Origin of the sequence: Snodgrassella sp. W8135 (assembly GCF_016101225.1) — a bacterium.
GTDB lineage: Bacteria > Pseudomonadota > Gammaproteobacteria > Burkholderiales > Neisseriaceae > Snodgrassella > Snodgrassella alvi.
Window position 1 is genome coordinate 533,324 of the sequence record NZ_JACFQX010000001.1, and the last position, 21,570, is coordinate 554,893.

Annotated in this window: 15 protein-coding genes and 1 tRNA gene; 5 read left to right on the forward strand and 11 right to left on the reverse strand. The window is 40.6% G+C overall.

Features of this window, described 5'->3' with window-relative positions; genetic code table 11:
- The first annotated feature begins 57 nt into the window (after positions 1-57).
- From H3T75_RS02305 to H3T75_RS02315, 3 genes are all read left to right on the forward strand, one after another.
- A complete protein-coding gene (locus H3T75_RS02305) occupies positions 58-663 on the forward strand; it encodes a glutathione S-transferase N-terminal domain-containing protein (protein ID WP_025331062.1) in 606 nt (201 codons plus the stop codon).
- A gap of 24 nt (positions 664-687) precedes the next feature.
- Positions 688-1,137, forward strand: coding sequence for a ClpXP protease specificity-enhancing factor (locus tag H3T75_RS02310; RefSeq protein WP_198210900.1), 450 nt, complete (start codon positions 688-690; stop codon positions 1,135-1,137).
- Between the two features lie 510 nt (positions 1,138-1,647).
- A complete protein-coding gene (locus H3T75_RS02315) occupies positions 1,648-1,935 on the forward strand; it encodes a hypothetical protein (protein ID WP_025331060.1) in 288 nt (95 codons plus the stop codon).
- A gap of 122 nt (positions 1,936-2,057) precedes the next feature.
- On the opposite strand, the gene H3T75_RS02320 is transcribed toward H3T75_RS02315, so the two are convergent.
- Positions 2,058-2,657: a DUF2238 domain-containing protein gene (locus H3T75_RS02320; protein WP_198210901.1), complete on the reverse strand. Its 600-nt coding sequence runs from the start codon at positions 2,655-2,657 to the stop codon at positions 2,058-2,060.
- A 433-nt stretch (positions 2,658-3,090) separates the two neighbouring features.
- Here H3T75_RS02320 and ahpC point away from each other — a divergent pair, with 433 nt between their 5' ends.
- A complete protein-coding gene (gene ahpC / locus H3T75_RS02325) occupies positions 3,091-3,657 on the forward strand; it encodes an alkyl hydroperoxide reductase subunit C (RefSeq protein ID WP_198210902.1) in 567 nt (188 codons plus the stop codon).
- A gap of 158 nt (positions 3,658-3,815) precedes the next feature.
- Positions 3,816-5,384, forward strand: a complete 1,569-nt coding sequence (gene ahpF / locus H3T75_RS02330; RefSeq protein ID WP_198210903.1) for an alkyl hydroperoxide reductase subunit F — start codon at positions 3,816-3,818, stop codon at positions 5,382-5,384.
- Positions 5,385-5,650: 266 nt separating this feature from the next.
- Here ahpF and cueO read toward each other — a convergent pair whose 3' ends face one another.
- The 10 genes from cueO to gmk all read right to left on the reverse strand — a co-directional run bounded on the left by cueO (position 5,651) and on the right by gmk (position 21,455).
- Positions 5,651-7,201 carry a multicopper oxidase CueO gene (gene cueO, locus H3T75_RS02335; RefSeq protein ID WP_198210904.1) on the reverse strand — a complete coding sequence of 517 codons (1,551 nt, stop codon included), beginning with the start codon at positions 7,199-7,201 and terminating at the stop codon, positions 5,651-5,653.
- Between the two features lie 171 nt (positions 7,202-7,372).
- Positions 7,373-11,908: an autotransporter outer membrane beta-barrel domain-containing protein gene (locus H3T75_RS02340; RefSeq protein WP_198211262.1), complete on the reverse strand. Its 4,536-nt coding sequence runs from the start codon at positions 11,906-11,908 to the stop codon at positions 7,373-7,375.
- Positions 11,909-12,879: 971 nt separating this feature from the next.
- Positions 12,880-12,955, reverse strand: a tRNA-Ile gene (locus tag H3T75_RS02345).
- A 101-nt stretch (positions 12,956-13,056) separates the two neighbouring features.
- Positions 13,057-15,012, reverse strand: coding sequence for an RNA polymerase sigma factor RpoD (gene rpoD / locus H3T75_RS02350; RefSeq protein WP_084547389.1), 1,956 nt, complete (start codon positions 15,010-15,012; stop codon positions 13,057-13,059).
- Between the two features lie 60 nt (positions 15,013-15,072).
- On the reverse strand, positions 15,073-16,857 hold the full coding sequence (gene dnaG / locus H3T75_RS02355) for a DNA primase (RefSeq protein WP_198210905.1): 1,785 nt from the start codon (positions 16,855-16,857) through the stop codon (positions 15,073-15,075).
- A gap of 82 nt (positions 16,858-16,939) precedes the next feature.
- The gene (locus tag H3T75_RS02360) at positions 16,940-17,383 is read right to left on the reverse strand and encodes a GatB/YqeY domain-containing protein (RefSeq protein WP_025331052.1); all 444 of its coding nucleotides are present in this window, start codon (positions 17,381-17,383) and stop codon (positions 16,940-16,942) included.
- 173 nt (positions 17,384-17,556) lie between these two features.
- The gene (rpsU, locus tag H3T75_RS02365) at positions 17,557-17,769 is read right to left on the reverse strand and encodes a 30S ribosomal protein S21 (protein WP_025331051.1); all 213 of its coding nucleotides are present in this window, start codon (positions 17,767-17,769) and stop codon (positions 17,557-17,559) included.
- Positions 17,770-18,045: 276 nt separating this feature from the next.
- Positions 18,046-20,574: a bifunctional (p)ppGpp synthetase/guanosine-3',5'-bis(diphosphate) 3'-pyrophosphohydrolase gene (locus tag H3T75_RS02370; RefSeq protein WP_198210906.1), complete on the reverse strand. Its 2,529-nt coding sequence runs from the start codon at positions 20,572-20,574 to the stop codon at positions 18,046-18,048.
- A 15-nt stretch (positions 20,575-20,589) separates the two neighbouring features.
- Complete coding sequence (gene rpoZ / locus H3T75_RS02375; protein ID WP_025331049.1) at positions 20,590-20,793, reverse strand: DNA-directed RNA polymerase subunit omega; 204 nt, start codon at positions 20,791-20,793, stop codon at positions 20,590-20,592.
- A gap of 50 nt (positions 20,794-20,843) precedes the next feature.
- Positions 20,844-21,455, reverse strand: coding sequence for a guanylate kinase (gmk, locus tag H3T75_RS02380; protein WP_198210907.1), 612 nt, complete (start codon positions 21,453-21,455; stop codon positions 20,844-20,846).
- Positions 21,456-21,570 lie beyond the last annotated feature (115 nt).

Consider the following 21,570-nt stretch of genomic DNA (forward strand, 5'->3'; position numbering starts at 1 on the left):
GAATTATTTTTAAACACCACACTGTATTGATTATACAGTAATTCTGGGAAACTAATTATGATGACATTATATGCGGGTATCACTTGCCCGTTTAGTCAGCGTTGCAGCTTTGTGCTTTATGAAAAAGGCATGGATTTTGAAATTAAAGATGTAGACGTTTTCAATAAGCCGGAAGATCTGGCTGTGATGAATCCCTATAATCAGGTTCCTGTTCTGGTTGAACGTGACTTGATTTTGTATGAATCCAATATTATTAATGAATATATTGATGAGCGTTTTCCGCATCCGCAGCTAATGCCGGCAGACCCGATTATGCGTGGTCGTGGTCGTCTTGTTTTATATCGTCTGGAAAAAGAACTGTTCAGTCATGTACTGGTACTGGAAAATCCTGAATCAAGTAATAAGGAAATGAACAAAGCCCGCGAAGCCATTACTCAGGGCTTAACAATGCTGGCTCCTGCATTTACTAAAAACAAATATATTATCGGCGATGATTTCTCCATGATTGATGTGGCGCTGGCTCCGCTTTTGTGGCGTCTGGATCACTATGATATTAAGCTGCCAAAATCAGCTGCGCCATTGCTTAAATATGCGGAACGTATTTTTCAGCGTGAAGCGTTTATTGATGCCTTAACACCTGCCGAGAAAGCGATGCGTCGTTAAATTATCCTGACAAAGGGGAGGACAATGAGCAAGCTGAACACCAAACCGTATATTCTGCGAGCACTGTATGATTGGGCGCTGGATAGTGGTTATACACCGCATATTGCAGTATGGGTAAATGATAAAACTCAGGTACCGCTTCAGTATGTAAAAGACAATGAAATTGTGCTTAATATCGGGCCTGTAGCCGCACATAATCTGAATATAGATAATGAATGGGTTAGTTTTTCTGCCCGTTTTGGTGGCGTTTCCCATGATATATGGATTCCGGTTGGCCATGTAATCAGTCTTTTTGCCAGAGAAACTGGTGACGGCATGGGGTTTGATGTAGAACCTCTTACTGAAAACAGTGAACACCCGACAGCAGGCGAGGATAACACCCTATCTGAAAGCCAGCCTTCTGTGCCAGAGAGTTTACCTGCAGACGACAGTAATAAATCTGGTGCGAAAAAAGGTTTGAAGATAGTTAAATAACGATTGTTATTAATAGAATATCTTCTTAGCAAATAAGAAGTAATTTGTTTATTGATAAACAGGGCTGAAACTGACTGATGGTTTCAGCCCTTTTGATTTTTTAAGATTCATACTGATAACATTTTATTCAATTTATACTTAATAAAGTGTAACAAATAAATCATTTCTTATAGCTAATAAGTATATATAAATTAGATGAAAAATTAGCCGTAATCTGAACAGACAGTAAATAAAATTTTTGAGGCTATGCAGTTTTAAAACTATATATATATTTGAATATTAGTTATAAATTAAAAATATTTACAATATGTCATATAAATAAATTGATAATTTTGCAAATGTATATCTCATTAAATAGGTGTTAACAGAATTTTTTCTGGGTTATTCTCTTATATCCAATTGTTAAAATAGTACTTCATTACAAGTGTAATACCGGTTAAAATAGCCATGTTTTGTAATTTGACATTACAATAATATTCATTAGCTTTACATTTACTGGAGTTTGAACACATGAACCAAACTGCTGAATTTGCAACAAACAGTAATGAACTAAGTGTACAGCTTGCACACAAAGAGCAAAAATTTAAAAGAGTAAAGTTCTATTTTAATGTTATATTTGCTTTGTGTTTTCTGGTATTTGCTGTAGGGTTGGTATGGATGAATACCATGGCAATTGCCAGTTCATTCATTACGGCTATGATGTTTGGTATGGCCTATCTGGGCGTAATTATGATATTTGAAGAAGATATCAAAGAATTGAAAATCAAACTGGAAAAAACACAATCTGTTTCCGCCTGATTACCTGAGCGTTAAGAGATGGCAGCTTTAGTCAAAGCTGCCATGCAAGACTAATCAGATACTTTGCTGTTGTCAGTTGGATCCGATCTGATTTTTACTTGTAATGGTAACTACCTGCGTTTTTAACGTGATGGTCTCCGTAAGTGCCGTTTACTAAAATAAAGATAGATAAGCATGGTGCTGCAACCTATCAGACACCAAAGCATATCTTTCTGTGTATCCCATACATCGCCCTGTGTGCCAAGAAAAGTGACAGCTTCCTGATTACTCAGTATTGCTACCAGCCACTCAAACAATTCGTATATGGCGCTAATCGTCATGCAGACACAACCACTCAAAAATATCACCCAGCCATGGTAGCGTACAATTCGTAATCTCCATAGTAATTCACTGGCTATAATAGCTGGTGAAAAACCTTGAAAAAAATGTCCAAGCTTATCGTAATTATTACGTGACCAGCCAAATACACCGCGTAGATAATTAAATACCGGCTCTTCGGCATAAGTGTAATGTCCGCCAATCAGTAAAATAACTGCATGAATTAAAACTACCCAGTACATAAGCTGACTGAAACGAAAACGGGAATAGGTGAATACAAGAAGTATCAATCCCAGCAATGCCGGAAAAACTTCAAGCCACCAGGTAGGGTAGTCATGCGGCTGATAAGCAGACCATATGAGTACCAGTGTAAATATTATCAATTGCAGAATATGCGTTTTCATACCATACATCACCTGCAAATATTCAGTAGCAGAATTAAACTGAAACTAAAAAGTGAAAAAATTTTTTGCCGGTATCAATCTTAATTTGACTTCTTTTTTATGATAATCTGTATATTAATCTTGATAAATGCACAGGGCAAATATCAGTAATGTGCAGCATACAAGCTGTGACCGGTTTAGTTACAGCAATTTTAGATTTTGGCAGAGTAACTCCCATACAGCTAATGGCTGTTTATAATAGTTTTTATATATGAATTTAGTGTATTTATCTGGTTTGTAAGTTATTTTTATAATCCTGAAAATATAATACATTGTTTTTTATGAAAAATAAAAACTATCGATTACATAAAATCATTTGATTATATTTATTGAGTAAATTTGTGTACTATACATCCATCGATTAATTCAACCTGTACATTCAAGGAGATATTTCATGGTTGCTAATGTTAACACTGAAATCAAACCGTTCAATACCACTGCCTTTCATAATGGTAAATTTGTAGACATCAGTGATGCTGACGTAAAAGGTAAATGGTCTGTATTCTTTTTCTATCCGGCAGATTTTACTTTTGTTTGTCCTACTGAATTAGGTGATCTGGCTGACCACTATGAAGAATTGCAGAAACTGGGCGTAGAAGTTTACTCTGTTTCTACTGATACTCATTTTACTCATAAAGCATGGCACGATGCTTCTGAAACAATTGCCAAAATTAAATACTTTATGCTGGGTGACCGCAATGCTACCCTGGCAACAAATTTTGGTGTATTGCGTGAAGGTCAGGGTTCTGCCGACCGTGCTACATTCCTGGTTGACCCGCAGGGTATTATCCAGTGTGTGGAAGTAACTGCTGAAGGTATCGGTCGTGAAGCTTCAGATCTGGTACGTAAAGTTAAAGCTGCACAATATGTTGCTTCTCATCCGGGTGAAGTTTGTCCTGCTAAATGGAAAGAAGGCGAAAAAACTCTGGCTCCTTCTCTGGAACTGGTTGGTAAAATCTAACACACTTAAATACACACATCAGAAACTTACTGTTAAATAAACAGTCATTCAGCCCGAATACCGGCTGCGGTATCCGGGCTTTTTACTAAAACAAAAATACAGGCTATCAAAAACAGAATATCTATAGTTTATTTTTATTAATGTAATGGAGCAGTAAAATGTTAGACGACACTTTGAAAAACCAACTAAAAGCTTATCTTGAATATGTAACCAGACCGGTTGAAATTATTGCTACGCTGGACGAAAGTAAAGGTGCTCGCGACATGCTGGCACTGTTACAGGAAGTAGAGGCGTTAAGCGATAAAGTCAGTCTGCGTACTGATGGTCAGTCTGAACGTAAGCCATCTTTTGAGATCACTAATCCTGGTACTCATACAGGACTGGTTTTTGCCGGTAATCCGATGGGGCATGAATTCAGTTCACTGGTACTGGCTTTATTGCAGGTGGGCGGTCATCCATCTAAAGAAGCAGAATCATTACAGCAACAAATTAAAAATTTGCAGGGTAGTTATCACTTCGAAACTTATTATTCTATTACCTGTCACAATTGTCCGGATGTTATACAGGCATTGAATCTGATGTCTATTCTCAATCCGAATATCAGCCATACAGCTATTGACGGAGCATTGTTTCAGGAAGAAATTGAAGCAAAACAGATTATGGGTGTGCCGGCAGTTTTTCTGAATGGTGAACCATTTGGTCAGGGCAGAATGGAACTGGCAGAAATTGTTGCTAAACTGGACAGCAATGCTGCCAGTGCGGCAGTTGATGAACTGAATGCAAAAGCACCGTTTGACGTGCTGATTGTGGGCGGGGGACCTGCCGGTGCTGCTGCCGCTGTTTATGCAGCACGTAAAGGTATTCGTACCGGTATTGTGGCCGAACGTTTTGGTGGTCAGGTTCTGGACACGCTGGATATTGAAAATTATATATCTGTTTTACGTACCGACGGTCCGCGTTTTGCCCATGATTTGGAAAGCCACGTACGCAGTTATGATGTCGATATTATGAATTTGCAAAGAGTCAGTGCGCTGGTACCGGCTAAAACTACAGGCGGACTGATTGAGGTACATACAGAAAGTGGTGCTGTTTTAAAATCGCGTACAGTTATTCTGTCTACAGGTGCACACTGGCGCTCAATGAATGTGCCCGGTGAGCAGGAATACCGTACGAAAGGTGTGACTTATTGTCCGCATTGTGATGGCCCGTTATTTAAAGGCAAAGATGTAGCCGTAATTGGTGGTGGTAATTCCGGTGCAGAAGCTGCCATTGATCTGGCTGGCGTTGTTAAACATGTTACTTTGCTGGAATTTTCCGACAAAATGCGTGCTGATGAAGTATTACAGCAAAAATTGCATAGTCTGCCTAATGTTCAGATTATTATGAACGCTCAGACTACCGAGGTAACCGGCGAAAATGGCAAAGTTAATGGCCTGAACTATCTGGACCGGGTAAGCAATACAGAACATCATCTGGCATTGGAAGGTATTTTTGTTCAGATTGGTTTATTACCAAATACCGGATTTTTGCAAGGTACAGTAGACTTAACTGAGCCAATGCACGAGATTGCAATTGATGCTTTTGGTAAAACCAGTGTGCCGGGTGTTTTTGCCGCCGGTGACTGTACAAACGTACCTTATAAGCAGATTATTATTGCTGCCGGTGAAGGTGCTAAAGCGGCATTAAGTGCTTTTGATTATTTGATTCGTACCAGTGCAGCTAATTAATAACTGACATAAGAAACCACTCAAAACCAATCGTTTTGAGTGGTTTATATTTTTATCGGGATATTTACAGACCTGATACGATGACACTTATGGAATATTTTTGAAAAAATTATATATTTTCATGCCAGAATTTCATTGTTTATGCTAATTCGGCTTATGGAAAAATATTTATTGGCGCAGCTAATTTAACGTTTTATTAATCCATAAGTATTATTAGCTTCAGTTTTTAAATATCTGAAAAAATTCAACTTATAACGAGCGTATATTCAGACAGTAAACCCCAGCATCATCCCCGTATCTTCATGTTCCAGTATGTGGCAATGAGCCATGTAAGGAAAACTGGCTGGCGCACTGTGGTTGAATTTAACCAATACTTTACTTACACCACCTTCTACCCGTACCGTATCTTTCCAGCCTGAGCGATGAGCAGCAGGCGATTGTCCGTTTTCATTAAGAATGCGAAACTGAGTACCATGAATATGAAACGGGTGCAGCATCATATCGCCTAAACCGGATATTTCCCAGCACTCATATTTCCCTTTACTGGCGGCAAATGCCGGCTTATTCATATCAAAAGTCTGTCCGTTAATCATGTTGGCATGCATTAAATCTAATGCGTTTTTATCCGTGTGCATATTATGCATCATTTCCATATGAGACTGATGCATAGACATATGCTCCATTGGCATAGCTGATTTTCCTGCCAGTTGCTGTAAAGCCTGCATACCCATACTGTCCAGCTCAGGATCCATAGACAGCTGAAAATGGCGGTGTACAAGCTGAGACAGAGCCGGTAATACAGGCAGAGAGCTGGTAAGCTGATCGGGTAAAGATGCATCATTACGCGAAGAAAGTACAGACACACGAACTATCGGGCAGGGCTGATCAAAAGGCGGCAGATTCATGCCCATCTGTTTTACCGGTAAAGTAAGCAAATCAAATGCTTTACCGTTACTGGTGTCAACCATTACTTCAAAACGTTCACCGGGCAATACCGACAGGCTGGACACCGTTACCGGCTGAGGCAGAAAGCCACCGTCACTGGCAATAACATATAAAGGGCGGCCATCACTACAGGCAAAATTCAGTGTTCTGGCATTACAGCCATTAAGCAGACGTAATCGCAACCAGCCACGCGGCGCGTTATGCTGAGGATATATCTGACCATTACACAGCAGAGTATCTCCAAACCAGCCTATGGCAGCACTCATAACATCAAGCTGATAATCAATTTGTCCGGCTGTATTAAATTTTTTATCCTGTACGATCAGAGGAATATCATCTAATCCCCAGTTTTTGGGGATAGGCAGCCCAGTACTGACAGTATCTTCCAGCAACAGCAAACCTGCCAGCCCCATTGCCACCTGACGGCCGGTCTGCCCATGCTGGTGCGGATGAAACCAACATGTTGCAGCAGGCTGGCTTGAGGTAAATTCAATTACTCGTGCTTGTCCGGCTGGTATACAGGCCTGAGGTCCGCCATCTGCTTCACCCGGTACTTCCAGACCATGCCAGTGTACTGTTGTGGCTTCAGTTAATTGGTTTTGCAGTTTTATCTGTACCGGTTTGCCCCGGTAAATACGTATAGCAGGACCAAGCAAAGCACCATTATAGCCCCATGTCTGCGTCTGATAATTGCCAAAACGGCTGGTGCCCTGCTGAATAGTGAGCTGAATCCTGTTATCTTTACCGGTATCTAATAATGGCGGAATAGCCAGTACCGGTAAATCCAGAGTATTCAGAGCATAAGCAGAAAGCGGTAGCGTAGCTGCGGCGCTTACCATGGCCGAATATCTGAGGAAGTCTCTTCTGTGCATAATGATTCTTATGAAGAAAAAGAACAGCTTAAACCTTCACCTAAGTTGAATGTCAAGCCTGTTTTGCTGAAAAGAAAACCAAAGAATATTTAAACGGAAACAGGGCACAGCATTAAATGCTGTGCCCTGCAGAAAGCAGCAGTAACCATATGGCTACTGCCGGATAATGCATTATAACCAGGTATATTTATAACCCATAGTACCTTTAAAGCCTTTGCGTTTATCACTGCCAAAGTTTTTCTCGTAACGGATATCGCTGTAGAAATCACTTTGACGGGTGATTGGCAACTGAATACCCAGACCGAGTTCGCCCCAGGTTTTCGCATACTCTTCTTTCAGACTGTCACGACCAATATCAACTGATTTCGGATTAACGAAATCATGCCAGATATTCGCGATACCATAGAAAGAGGATGACGGCAGATTATCACGGGTATCACCATTATAGCCGAAACGCATACCTACACGACCGCGCAGTGCAGACGGATCATGCTGGTCAACATGGCGGATTCTGTCATTAAAATCATCCAGAGATAGATACTGGTATACCAGCTGAGCCTGCGGCTCTACAAACCAGTTATTTCCATAAACAATAAATGATTTACCTGTTTCAGCTGATAAAGCTGCGCCCCAGCCGTTTTGATGTACAGATTCGTTCGAACGGGCATTGTATTTATTGCGCAAATAAGTTACCTGGCCAACAAGATCTACATAACCGCCATTATTGCCGTAGAAGGTACCATAACCGCCAACACTTACTGCATCGGTACGGCCTTTACCTGTGTAGTGGTCATCAACAATATAACCATTCTTAGCACGGTACTCATCGCGGAAATCATTTTCATTATGGCCATAAGCTACATAGCCACCAATATGCCGCCGTGTTCCGGTTTTCTCATTTTCATCCAGAATAAAATCATGACCAATCTGTAATACAGATTGATTACCAGCGGTATCCAGACGTTTTTTACCATCTTTATCCAGATGTTTAACCAGAACTCTGCCCCATGTCTGCTGCTGATCACCACCAAGAGCAGTATTATTCGAGCCTGTGATATTGTAAGTCTGGTTTTCCCCGCGCCGCTCATGTAATGTACCAATCGTGGTAAAGCCAAGTTCCATATCTGCTGTAGGCATCTGCACATAACCGGAAACCGGTTCTGCATAAATTGGTACTTCTGTTATAGGTGGTGCTGGCAAAATAGGCTTATCAGGAGCAGTAGGTCCGGACACATTAGGATCAGTAGGTCCAGACACACCAGGATTAGTCGGTTCAGGTGTTTTATTTTGTGCAGTTAATGTCCATGCATAATCTGTCCCTGAAGTAGTATCTATTTTTTTAAGCTGAGCTTCACCGGCATTGGTAGTCGGAGCGGAACCGGTAAAATCATTGCCGCTACTCTTACCGGCTACATGCACCACAACTGCAGAATGAATAGGTATCTCTTTCAGGGTCACATCGCCATAGATACCGTTTAATGTTTGCACTGTTGTAGCGGCACCGTCTACATCGCCATGAATATCAACGCGGTCGCTATAAGAAGTGCCATCCTTATTCCATACAGTATTAACACGCATCAAACCGCCACCGGTATAGTTACCATTAACAGTGATAGTATGGTACTGGTCTTTGTCTCCGGCATTAACTTCAGATACTTGCGGAAATATAATTGTCCCAGTTTTGTTTTCCAGCTTTGTTAATACAGAGTTTCCGGTATTGTTCCAGATACCCTGATTATCCAGATCTAATATCCCCGAACCGGAATTTGTTGTCACGCCGGTAAAGGTTCCGGTATTTGTGGCAGAAATAGATCCTGAGTTAGCGTTAATCAGCTTACCTTTGAATTCCTGTTTATTTTTAAATGTAATTCCGCCTTCACTGCTTTCAGTATTATTGGTTATATCCGTTTCCATACTACTGTTATTGGTTATATCAATAATACCACCACTAGTATTGCTGATTGGTCTGTTCAAAGTTTTATTATTGATAATAGTAATTTTGCCATTACCAGTATTCTGAATTTGTCTCAGACTAGTATCGTTAATCCTTACACTGGGATTATTATTAACTACATTAGCATCTACATCACCATTGTTAGTAAATATAATGGATCCGGAACCATCATTATTAATATTGCTGTTTAATACAGCTTCATCCTGATTCGTAATGGTGATATTAGCAGCACCAGTATTAGTAATATCACCAGTATTTGTGATAGAGCCGTCAAGGGTACCGTTATTGGTAATATTGATAGCACCAGCGGCTCCATTAAGAATATCGCTGGCTATCTTACCATCATTGTTTAAGATGATAGTACCGGTATTGTTATTAGTAATATTACCGGTTATACGGCCGGTATCTTTGGTATTGCCAATATAGATACTGCCTGTTCCCTTATTTTCGATAGAGCTAGTTAACTCCTTATTGTTGGTGATCTTAATATTATAGTCGCCAGTACCTTTATCACCGGTATTGGTGATAGTGCTGTTAAAGGTTTTGTCATTAGTAATACTAATAGTACCAGTATTCTGATTGGTAATAGTGCCGTTAAAGGTATTTCCACTATTGGTAATATTAATGAAGCCGGTACCGGTTGCATCATTATCAATGTTACCTTGAAAATCGCCTTCATGCATATTATCAATGTTAAGATGACCACCGGAATTAGTAATTTTAGAGTAATTAGCCTCACCGCTGTTTTCGATATTAACCCTACCGTTTATATTAGTAATATCACCCTTAATAGTAGAAGTTTTTGCATTGTTGTTAACAGTAATCTCACCAGTGTTATTATAAATATCGCCGGTAAAAGAAGAGCCTTCTTCATTGTTGTTAACAACAATACTACCATCGCGATTTTCAATAGTGCTGTTTAAATTTTTATTGTTATCAATCCAGATATTATCAGGATCATTTTTATTTACTTTAGAACCGGTATTGGTGATAGAGCCATTAATGGTACCGTTATTGGTCAAGGATATCCCGCCTGTACCATTATTTTCGATATAGCCGCTAACGGTATTTTTATTGTTTAAAGAGATCCCGCCTGTACCTTTATTTTTGATATAGCCGTCAAAGGTACCCTTGTTATCCAGAGTAATATTACCATCCTTAGTATTAGTAATATTACCGTTTATAACAGAGCTGGCTGTATTATTTTTAACAACAATGCTACCATTGCCATCATTATCAATATTGCCGTTTAAATTTTTATTGTTATCAATCCAGATATTATCAGGATCATTTTTATTTACTTTATAACCGGTATTGGTGATAGAACCAACAAGGGTATTGTCATTGGTAATTTTAATAGCACCAGTATTCTGATTGGTAATAGTACTATTAACAGTACCCTTGTTATCCAAAGTAATATTACCATCCTTAGTATTAGTAATATTACCATTAATAACAGAGCTGGCATTATTATTGTTAACAACAATCTCACCATTTTTATTATTTTTTAAAACTGAATCTTTATCAGATTCAGAAATTAATTTCCCATCATTGTTTACTGTTAATATTCCAGATGAATTATGAACAATTGTATCAGCGTGACGACTCGTTGTAGTCCCGCCTGCGTTGTTTGTAAAAGTTGCTTCTTCACCTGATTCTAAATCAGTAGCAATTACAGTATTGGCACCATCATTTACCGTTAGAGTACCACTATTTTCAAAAGTTCCTTTGTTTCCAATGATGACTCCTGCAGCATCTTTAAAGTTTCCTTCATCATTATCTTTAATGTTAATATTAGCTCCACCTTTAGCTGTATATTTTCCGTTTGTAATAGAAATAGCAGAGATTTTTTTAGGGTCTTCGATATCTTCTGATGTATCAACATGAGTTGTAATGTTAGTTTTACCTCCGACTTCTATAGATCCGCCTTCGATTGTAACTGTTGAATTTCCCTCAGGAATACTTCCGGAGTTAATTGTTAAATCATTGGTAATCTTTATATATGAGTTTTCTTCGTTATCTTCTGTTGCAGTTTGATAAATTGCGTAATTCTTACTCCCTTGAGTTATAGATATACTGCCGGCTTCAATAATACTATTGTCATTTTCTATTGAGCGTCCATTATTGTCATTTTCTGAAGTTATTTCAATTTTTCCATTTTTAGCAAGTATTTTACTATTATCATGATTTTTTATACCAGTATAAAAACCCGCACTATTATCGTCTTTAATTGTTATATTGTGTCCAACGCTTAATTCAGATCTATCAGAATTCGAAATTATATCTGCAGCGCTCCCCTTACTAGTTGCGGTCAGATCATTATCAATTCTTACTGTTGAGTTGCCTGTAATAGCTAAAGCATTGTTATTCGGTTTTGAAACTCTACTTGTAGTTATTACATTTGTAGCATGAAGTTCTGATTGCCCATCTAAGCCAATTGTTTTTTTGGTTTTACTCCCGGCACTCCCTATGGCTTCAATACTTCCACCGTCTAAAGTGGCGCCTGATCCAGAAATTTCAGTATATTTTGTTCCGTCTGGTAAAGAACATGTAGTTCCTGAAGCTACAACACTATTTCCTGCGTTAATGTCACAGGGAGTATCAGCAGCATATGAGCCTAAACTGGTTAAAGCAAGGGCAATAGTTGCAGCGATTTTGACACAGTTATTTTTAGTTTTACCACGTACCAGCTCCGAGCAGGCTACCCATGTCTGTGTTGCTTCACTCCATTTGGATTTATAAATGTTATTCATCAGTTTTCCTTGATTATGCAGGTATTTAAAAATATACAATAGCTATAAATTTACAAATTTGTTTTATTTGCACGTTAATTGCTAATTAACAAATAAAAATAATCCTATACAAAATAATTATAGAAGATATGTTATATCCTATTTAAATAAGGTTAACTTTATGATAACAACATTAGCAGATAGCAGTTCCGGAAAGTTGATTAAAATATTTTAGAAAAATAAGTGTTTTCATAAAAATACAAAGCAAATATGCTATATGATATTCTGATGTGTAAAGAAGCAGGTTTTATATTTCATAAACTAATATTTTCCAGAATGATAACGCTGGATGTTACGGGTAGGATTATAAATGTTAATAAAAGTTTTTGTTATTTATTAGTTTTTGTGTTTTATGATTAACTAATATTACCGGTTTTAAAGCCAGTACTGACGTGAGATTTATGGATAATTAAAAAAAATATAAAAATCAGAAATAAGTGTATTAATTGTGCAACTATATGCATGTAAAAAGGATTTTATTCTAATATTTATTATTTTTATGCATATTTTTAAAATATGATTAGTTCATTTGCCAAAGCTAAATACTGAGAAATGAGACTGTTATACAGAATAATTAACCAACGGCTTTTTTATGATAATTAAATGTTAAATGAAAGTTACTGTTTTAATGTAAATGTATCATCCGGCCTGAAATACATTCAGCTATACAGATGATAAAAAGCATAATTAAATAATTATTTAGTAGCTATAGTTTAAAATATTGTTTGCAGAATATTATAAATATAATTTTTAGCTCAGGGTTTTTACAAAGTGTGTTTTCAGTGAGTATTGAATGAAAATTTGTGCCTGTATAATAAAAATTATAGTATTTATTATTTATGCAGATTATTTTAATAAGCAATAAAAAAGCCGCTAAAAGCGGCTTTTTTGATAAAAACTCTGTTTTCTGATACAGGATTTTATGGGTTATCTGGTGGGTCCAGTGGGGTTCGAACCCACGACCAAGGGATTATGAGTCCCCTGCTCTAACCCCTGAGCTACAGACCCGTAAGCTGCGTATTGTAACCAATACGGATGGGTATTGCAAGGTTTTACATAAAAAATCATCCGCTCCTGGCGGATGATTCTGGTTTTAAACTAAAAAATGTTTATTGTTTGTTTTCGTCACTATCAAGAAAGCTTTTCAGTCGGTCAGAGCGGGTAGGGTGGCGCAGTTTGCGCAGGGCTTTTGCTTCAATCTGACGGATGCGCTCACGGGTAACATCAAACTGTTTACCCACTTCCTCAAGAGTGTGATCGGTATTCATATCGATACCGAAGCGCATGCGCAGTACCTTGGCTTCGCGCGGAGTCAGGCTTTCGAGTACATCTTTGGTAACTTCGCGCAGACTGGAATACATGGCTGCATCTGCCGGTGCGACGTTGTTGGCGTCTTCGATAAAGTCGCCCAGATGAGAATCATCATCGTCACCAATCGGAGTTTCCATTGAAATAGGCTCTTTAGCAATTTTCATGATTTTGCGGATTTTGTCTTCCGGCATTTCCATCAGTTCAGCCAGTTTGGCAGAATCAGCTTCTTCGCCGTTTTCCTGCAGATACTGGCGGGAGATGCGGTTCATTTTGTTGATGGTCTCAATCATATGTACCGGAATACGGATGGTACGCGCCTGATCGGCGATAGAGCGGGTAATCGCCTGACGAATCCACCATGTGGCATAGGTGGAAAATTTATAGCCGCGGCGATATTCAAATTTGTCTACGGCTTTCATCAGGCCGATGTTACCTTCCTGAATCAGGTCGAGAAATTGCAGACCGCGGTTGGTGTATTTTTTGGCAATGGAAATCACCAGACGCAGGTTGGCCTGAATCATTTCCTGTTTGGCTGCGGCAGTTTCCTGCTCGCTTTTCACCATGTTCTTGTTAATCTGTTTAAGCTCATCCAGTGAGATCTGGGCAGACTGCTCCAGATTGGCCAGTTCGGTCTGTTTTTCGATAATGGCATACTGAAAACGGCGCAATGCTTCATTCCATACGCGGTTCAGGGAGAGTTCTTCATCTACCCAGCCCAGGTCGGTAGTACGATTGGTAAAGCTTTTAATAAAATAGTCGCGTTCCATGTGGACGCGGTTCAGGGCAATATCGCGAATCTCGCGTTCAAGCTGTCTTACCTGATTAACGCGCATACGCAGATTGTCGCACAGGCTTTCAATCTGACGGGTAGCGAAACGCACCTGTAGCAGTTGTTCGGCAATTTCCTGCTGTAATTTCAGGTAATCGGCATGGTGACTGCCTTTTTCCTGTAAGGTGGCAACCATGGTATCGTACAGACTTTGAATACCATCGAAATGTTCGAGTGTTTTCTGGCGCAGTTCTTCAAGGTTGGCTGAAGCGGCCAGTGCTGCACTCTCTTCATCATTTTCTTCATCATCAACGTCTACACTGTCATCACTGTCATCAGTAATTTCGGTGTCTTCGTTTTTGGTATCCAGACCAATGCCCAGTTCATCCAGCAGCTCTTCATGCGGGTCGACAATGGCTTCGACTATTTCGTCTACTTTGATTTCATCTTTGCGCACGGCATCAATCAGAGCAAGTATTTCTGCTACTGATCCCGGACATGCGGAAATGGCCTGAATCATGTTACGCAGGGCATTTTCGATTTTTTTGGCGATGATGATTTCATCTTCACGGGTCAGCAGATCTACCTGTCCCATTTCACGCATGTACATGCGTACCGGATCGGTGGTGCGTCCGAATTCGTTGTCGGCATTGGATAGTGCTGCTTCTGCTTCTGCTACTGCATCGTCATCGGTCATGTTGGCGGTGTTGTCGCCCATGAGCAGACTTTCAGCATCAGGAGCTTCTTCTGTAACCTGAATACCCAGACCGGAGATCATCGATACAATGTTGTCAATCTGATCGGCGTCAGACATTTCGTCGGGCAGGGCATCATTGATTTCGGCGTAGGTAATATAACCACGCTCTTTACCCTGAATAATCAGCTGGCGCAGGCGGGCACGCTGTTCTTCTGCGGTTAACGGGCGAGTATCATCCTGTTCCTGACTGGTATCAATAGTGGATTTCTTAGGTGTGGAGTTTGCCATATTTTACTCGATGTATTCACAACGACTTTGTCGCTGCAAGCGTTTACAATAACCGCCGGTTTATACTGACGGCATTTTGGACGGACTTAAAAGTAGCAGTAGTAACTGTTTTTCGTCGGCACTTAGTCGCTCATGCTGGAGTTTGCGCTTCAACGCATCAATCTGCTGTGTTTTAAGGTTGTCCAGTAATTTTTGCATACCCTGTCTGAATGTGGTGCAGTCATCTTCATTGCCTGGCTGCATGACATCCGGTGAGTCCATATAATCATGAATAATCTGCCAGATAACGGGTTCAAATTCAGTATTACGCATCAGTTCCAGCACGGCACCACTGTTTAACGGGGTAACGGAGGCTTGAATACGTTCAGCCAGCGCGGCGAGGCATGCATAATCGCCGTGCAGGTCCAGATATTCTGGTAGTTCTATATATACGGCCCATTGCGGATTTATCAATAGCGCGCGTATCTGCTTTTGCACTAATGACATGACTGGCGGTTGCCGGAAAGTGTTGCGGGGTAATTGATAACTTTTCTGTCTGATAGTCTGAGGTCTGGGTAGTTCCTGCCCGAGCAGTTGTGCCAGATTGTGTTCATCAATACCTACTTTTCGGCTAAGTTCCTGACGCAGCAGAAAAGAAAGTGCCGGTGCTTTGATTTGCGCCAGTAAAGGACTGGCGGTTTTAATCAGCTCCGCTTTGCCTTCCTGTGTATCCATATCAATATTTTCTGTCAGTACCTGCCAGAAATAAGCTGATAGCGGCAGACTCTGATTGAGTAATGCATCTTCAAATGGTTTTAATCCATAGCTGCGTACATAACTGTCAGGATCGTGTTCGGCCGGTAAGAACAGAAAGTGTAAAATTTTGTCGTCTTTTAACTGCGGTAAGGCATTTTCTAAAGCCCGCCAGGCTGCTTTTTTACCAGCACTGTCGCCGTCAAAGCAAAAATAGATATGATCGCTTTGCCGCATCAGTAAGCGCACATGTTCGGCGGTGGTGGCTGTACCGAGTGCGGCTACTGCATAGCCCAGACCAAACTGTGCCAGGGCAACTACGTCCATATAACCTTCTACTACCAGTACACGCTGTGCTTCTTTAATGGCAGCACGTGCTTCATACAGGCCATACAGATTATGCCCTTTATCAAACAAGGGAGTTTCAGGTGAATTAAGATATTTAGGTTCGCCTGAATCCAGAATGCGCGCACCAAACCCGATAATCTGACCGCGGCTGCTGCGGATTGGAAACATAATACGGTTACGGAAACGGTCGTAATGGCGGTCGTCTTTGGTGATGACCATACCGCTGTTTACCAGTGCATTGCTTGGATAGGGCTGGAATACCTTTGCCAGTGCCTGCCAGTCATCAGGTGCATAGCCCAAACCATAATGAAGAATGATTTCATCGCTCAGCCCGCGCTGCTGTAAGTAATTCTGAGCATTTGGCGAGGTTTTAAGTTGTTGCTGGTAAAAGGTGGCGGCATCAGCTGTGGTTTGTTCCAGTGTCTGCTGTTGCTGTTTAAGAGCTTTATGTACCTGTGAGTTGTTGTTGCCGATCTGTCTGGGTACGGTCATTCCGATCCGGTCGGCCAGAAATTGCACAGCTTCCTGAAAGCTTAATCCTTGATATTCCATGATAAAGCCAATGGCTGAACCATGTACGCCGCAGCCAAAGCAATGATAAAACTGTTTGCTGGGGCTGACAGAAAAAGAAGGAGATTTTTCTTTGTGAAAAGGGCAGCAGGCCATGTAGTTGGCACCGCTTTTTTTTAACGGTACAAACTCTTCAATTACATCGACGACATCAATTTTATTTAATAATTCGTCAATAAATTCACTGGGAATCATGCCAACTATGCCTGCTATCTTCAATATGAAAGATTGGAAAACGGTCTTTCTGATCTGCTGTTATGGTTAATGCAGAAAACTTTTAGTTCAAAAGCTGTTTGATTTTTTTGCTGACTTCACTCATGTCAGCTTTACCGGCCAGTGTTTTTTTCAGTACACCCATAACTTTACCCATATCACTTGGCTGCGCAGCGCCTGTGCTGGTTATGGCTTCTTTAATTGCAGCGTCAATTTCAGCTTCGTCGAGCATTTTGGGCAGATAATTCTGCAGCAGATCGATTTCTGACTGTTCTTTTTCTGCTAGATCGGTTCTGCCAGCCTCGGTATACATGCGTACAGACTCTTTGCGCTGTTTAACCATTTTGCTAATAATGGCCGTGAAGCGTGTATCGTCTACTTCGATTCGTTCATCTACTTCGATCTGTTTTATTGCAGCCAGCGCCATTCGAATGGTAGACAGGGTAGCTGAATCATGATTGCGCAAGGCAGTTTTCATATCTTCTTGCAGTTGTTGTTTCAGGCTCATAATAATGCTCGCAATAAATAAAAATTAAATTAGTTTAGTATGATACTGCTAAAATTGCGGTGCTTCAGATAGTTATTTCTGTAAAATGCAAATACCGCAAGCAATAGCCTGCGGTATTGTTTTCAATTGTATTTATTTCCGGTTACCAGAAAATGATAAACCGGAGCTACCAATTAATAGAATTTTGGTGGCAATTGCTGGCTGCGCAAGCGTTTCTGTAAACGTTTTACGGCTGCTGCTTTTTTACGTTTACGTTCAGTAGTTGGTTTTTCGTAAGCTTCACGAGCACGCAGTTCGGTCATCAGACCGGTTTTTTCAACAGAGCGTTTAAAGCGACGCATCGCAACTTCAAAAGGTTCATTTTCTTTTACACGTACAGAAGGCATGTTTTTTCCTGAATAAATGAGTTCTGATGCTGATTACTATATTAATCAGCTAAATATTTAAATATTGCCACTTAGGGCTAGGGCGGTGTTTACGGTACCGCATAACCGTTTACAACATCACCTCCTAAGGTGTAAATAATGGCTATATCTGTAATAAACAAAGGAATAACAGACATAGGTTTATTTTAAAAATAAGGCAGAATTATGTCTGATTAAATATGGTTCGTCAAGATGATATTTAACGGATATATATGAATATTTATCAGGAAAGATTGTTCAGACGCGGTTTACGCGGCGAATCTGAGGTACAGAGTGCAGATCTCGTGTAATCTGGTTCAGCTGGTCTAGATCTTTTACCTGTAAAACAAAGCGAAATTCGATAAATCCCTCAATGCCTTCAAGTTTTTTCGATGTTGTTTCAACCGACTTGATATCTCCGCCATTGGAGGAAATAGCCTGAGCAATAGTGGCCAGTAAGCCATGACTGTCGATTGCATTCAGACACAGTGTTGTTTGATAGTTGCTTGCCTGCATAATATCCCAGTTAGCATCAAGCTGAAGTTCAGGATCTGTTTTCAGAATGGTATTGCAAGTGTCACGATGAATAATGATTCCCTGATCTTTGATTAATAAGGCTTTAATAGTATCACCGGGAATAGGGTGGCAGCATTTGGCCAGATGAATATGGGTAGATTCATTGCCGGTAAGATTAATGGGTGCCAGTTTAATGGTGTTGTTAAAGTGTTCTCCGGCCAGCTCTGCGATGTGCATAGCTATGGAAACCGGTTGCAACAATCCCATACCAACTTCGCACAGGATATTTTCAAAGGAAGTATTTTTCTGTTGTAAATCGGCCAGATATTTATCTTTCAGGCTGTCTGAAAGTAAAACGTTTTCCGGTAACAGGTTGGAGAGTGCTTTTTGTAATAATTTCTCACCCAGACGGATAGCATCTGAGCGATTCATTTTTTTAATCTGGCTGCGAATGGCACTGCGTGCATGGCTGGAAACGGCAAAATCAAGCCATGCCGGGGTAGGATGACCATTGCTGGAGGTAATGATTTCTACTGTATCACCAGTGTGCAGTCGGGTGCGTAATGGCATAAGATTGTGATTAATACGTGCTGAAACAGTGCGATTACCAATACCAGTGTGGACTGCATAAGCAAAATCCACCGGTGTTGCACCTTCCGGTAAGGTAATGATTTTGCCTTTGGGAGTGAAAACGTATACCTCGTTTGGAAACAGATCGGTTTTTACATGTTCAAAGAATTCAATGGCATTGGCACTATGCGCCTGAATATCAAGTATGCTTTGCAGCCATTGATTAGTACGCATCTGAGCCTGATCAAAGCTATTCTGCTCACCATCTTTGTGCATCCAGTAACTGGCTATACCCCGTTCGGCAATGGTATCCATTTCATGTGTACGAATCTGTACTTCAATTGGCAGACCATACGGACCTACCAGTATGGTGTGCAGACTTTGGTAACCATTATTTTTAGGGATGGCAATATAATCTTTAATTCTTCCCGGCTTGGGCTTGTAAAGATTATGCAATACACCTAGAGCAGTATAGCAGGCTGGTATATTATTAACGATAACTCTGAATGCATATATATCCATTACGTCGGCAAAATGGAGATTTTTCTGGCGCATTTTTTCATATATGCTATAAAGATTTTTTTCCCGGCCTCTTACCTGTGCCTCGATATTGGCACTAACCAGACGCTGACTGAATGCGCGCAGTACTTTTCCTACCACGTCACGCCGGTTACGCCGGGATGACTGAATAGCTTTGGCGAGTACTTCATAGCGATGCGGATACAAATGCTTGAATGCCAGGTCCTGTAATTCGCGGTAAACATGGTTTAATCCGATGCGATTAGCCAGCTGCGCATAGATTTCCATAGTTTCCTGAGCAATACGTCTTCGGCTGGCTGGTTTTTTTGCTGACAGCGTGCGCATATTGTGCAGCCGGTCTGACAGCTTGACAATGATCACCCGTACGTCCTGTGTCATTGCCATAATAAGCTTGCGGAAACTTTCAGCCTGTGCTTCCTGCTGGCTGTTATATTCCAGTTTTTCCAGTTTCGATAGACCGTCAACCATATTGGCTATGGTTTCTCCGAATACGGCAATAATTTCTTCTTTGGTGGTACCGGTATCTTCCAGTACGTCGTGTAATACACCAGCGCATAAAGCCTGAATGTCTACATGCCATTCAGCCAGTTGTGTCGCCACCGCTATGGGGTGGGTAATATAGGGCAGACCACTATTGCGAAACTGTCCCTGATGTGCAGTTGCACCGAATTCACAGGCTTTGCCAAGTAATTGCAGATCATCTTTTCCGAGGTAAGAAGCGGTGTGCAATAATTTATTCTGTGCCTCGTTAATAATGGCATGATAGCTGTTCTCTATTTGCTGCTCGCAGCATTTGAGTTGTGAAGCAATATCGGTATATGCTGAGGTATTAATTTCGTTTAAAATTTTCATCCCCACCTGTCCTAATGCATGACTTGGAAGATGAGAATCTGAAGTACCTAAATCTTCAAAAGCAATTTTGATTAAAACGGCAGCAAGAGCTTGTACTCTGTGCAGATTTTGGGCAAGAGATGTAGTAATGGCAAAACTGCGTTTCAGTAATGCAGTTTTGCCAGTTTTGTCTGCAAGAGAATATATATAGGCGCATGCCTGTTCCAGCAATTTCCAGCGTTCCTGTTTATTCAGATATTCTGTATGTGCGAAAAGATTATCCCGCCATTGATTTACTGGTGGTTTATAAGGCACGCTGGGGGGGTACATGGCTGTTTGCCTGTATTATTTTTGCTGGTTAAGTAATTCTGTTCCGATTTGTCCGCCGGCAATTTCGCGCAAGGCAATGACAGTCGGTTTATCATGATCTTCTTCGACCAGTGCAGTAGCGCCGTTGGCAAGCTGACGGGCGCGCAAGGCAGCTATCATGGTCAGGTCAAAATGATTCGGAATACGTCCGATACAATCTTCTACAGTGATACGAGCCATAATCTGAGTTCCATTCCTGATATCAGGATAAGTAATAAAAGGTAAATAAATTATTTTTCAGATAAAATTTGTATAATAGTCTGGCTTTGTGCTTTGGCACGCAAGCCAACCGAGCGAATAATCGCCAGCAGGTCATTTTCTGCCTGTGTAATCTCTTCATTAACAATCACAAAATCGAATAAAAGGCTTTGCTCTATTTCTTCACGTGATTTTTCCAGCCGGTAGGCTATTACATCTTCACTATCCGTGCCTCTGTTTCGCAGACGTTCGTTCAGTTCAGCCATTGACGGAGGCAGAATAAAAATGCTGGTGGCTTCCGGTAATAAACGGCGGATCTGTTCAGCACCCTGCACATCTATTTCCAGAATAACGTTATAGCCCTGTTTTGATAATGACTCAACAGCTTTTAAACTGGTGCCATAATAATTACCATAGACATTTGCATGTTCTATGAAAGCATTGGCAGCAATCATTTGCTCAAATTCATCACGGCTGACAAAATGGTAATGAATGCCATTCTGCTCTCCATCTCGCGGCATTCTGGTGGTGTGGGAGATAGAAATACGGATATCAGGCTGACAGGCACTCAGACGTGAAACCAGAGTGGTTTTGCCTGTTCCGGAAGCGGCGGAAACAATGAAAATATGTCCAGATTGCAACATAATAAAAATTTAGCGGTTACGGTGATTAATTATGCCACAACCGTGATTATTGCGCCAATCTGGAGATAATATTCTTACTCTTTATGCGACTGGGCAGTATCTTTCATTTCATGCT

Excerpts from the sequence above, each read along its gene's own strand:
- cueO (WP_198210904.1), bottom strand. The coding sequence starts at position 7,201 with ATGCACAGAAGAGACTTCCTCAGATATTCGGCCATGGTAAGCGCCGCA.
- H3T75_RS02305 (WP_025331062.1), top strand. The coding sequence starts at position 58 with ATGATGACATTATATGCGGGTATCACTTGCCCGTTTAGTCAGCGTTGC.
- rpoZ (WP_025331049.1), bottom strand. The coding sequence starts at position 20,793 with ATGGCTCGTATCACTGTAGAAGATTGTATCGGACGTATTCCGAATCAT.
- H3T75_RS02340 (WP_198211262.1), bottom strand. The coding sequence starts at position 11,908 with ATGAATAACATTTATAAATCCAAATGGAGTGAAGCAACACAGACATGG.
- gmk (WP_198210907.1), bottom strand. The coding sequence starts at position 21,455 with ATGTTGCAATCTGGACATATTTTCATTGTTTCCGCCGCTTCCGGAACA.
- H3T75_RS02320 (WP_198210901.1), bottom strand. The coding sequence starts at position 2,657 with ATGAAAACGCATATTCTGCAATTGATAATATTTACACTGGTACTCATA.
- H3T75_RS02360 (WP_025331052.1), bottom strand. The coding sequence starts at position 17,383 with ATGAGCCTGAAACAACAACTGCAAGAAGATATGAAAACTGCCTTGCGC.
- rpsU (WP_025331051.1), bottom strand. The coding sequence starts at position 17,769 with ATGCCTTCTGTACGTGTAAAAGAAAATGAACCTTTTGAAGTTGCGATG.
- ahpC (WP_198210902.1), top strand. The coding sequence starts at position 3,091 with ATGGTTGCTAATGTTAACACTGAAATCAAACCGTTCAATACCACTGCC.
- H3T75_RS02370 (WP_198210906.1), bottom strand. The coding sequence starts at position 20,574 with ATGTACCCCCCCAGCGTGCCTTATAAACCACCAGTAAATCAATGGCGG.
- H3T75_RS02315 (WP_025331060.1), top strand. The coding sequence starts at position 1,648 with ATGAACCAAACTGCTGAATTTGCAACAAACAGTAATGAACTAAGTGTA.
- ahpF (WP_198210903.1), top strand. The coding sequence starts at position 3,816 with ATGTTAGACGACACTTTGAAAAACCAACTAAAAGCTTATCTTGAATAT.
- rpoD (WP_084547389.1), bottom strand. The coding sequence starts at position 15,012 with ATGGCAAACTCCACACCTAAGAAATCCACTATTGATACCAGTCAGGAA.
- dnaG (WP_198210905.1), bottom strand. The coding sequence starts at position 16,857 with ATGATTCCCAGTGAATTTATTGACGAATTATTAAATAAAATTGATGTC.
- H3T75_RS02310 (WP_198210900.1), top strand. The coding sequence starts at position 688 with ATGAGCAAGCTGAACACCAAACCGTATATTCTGCGAGCACTGTATGAT.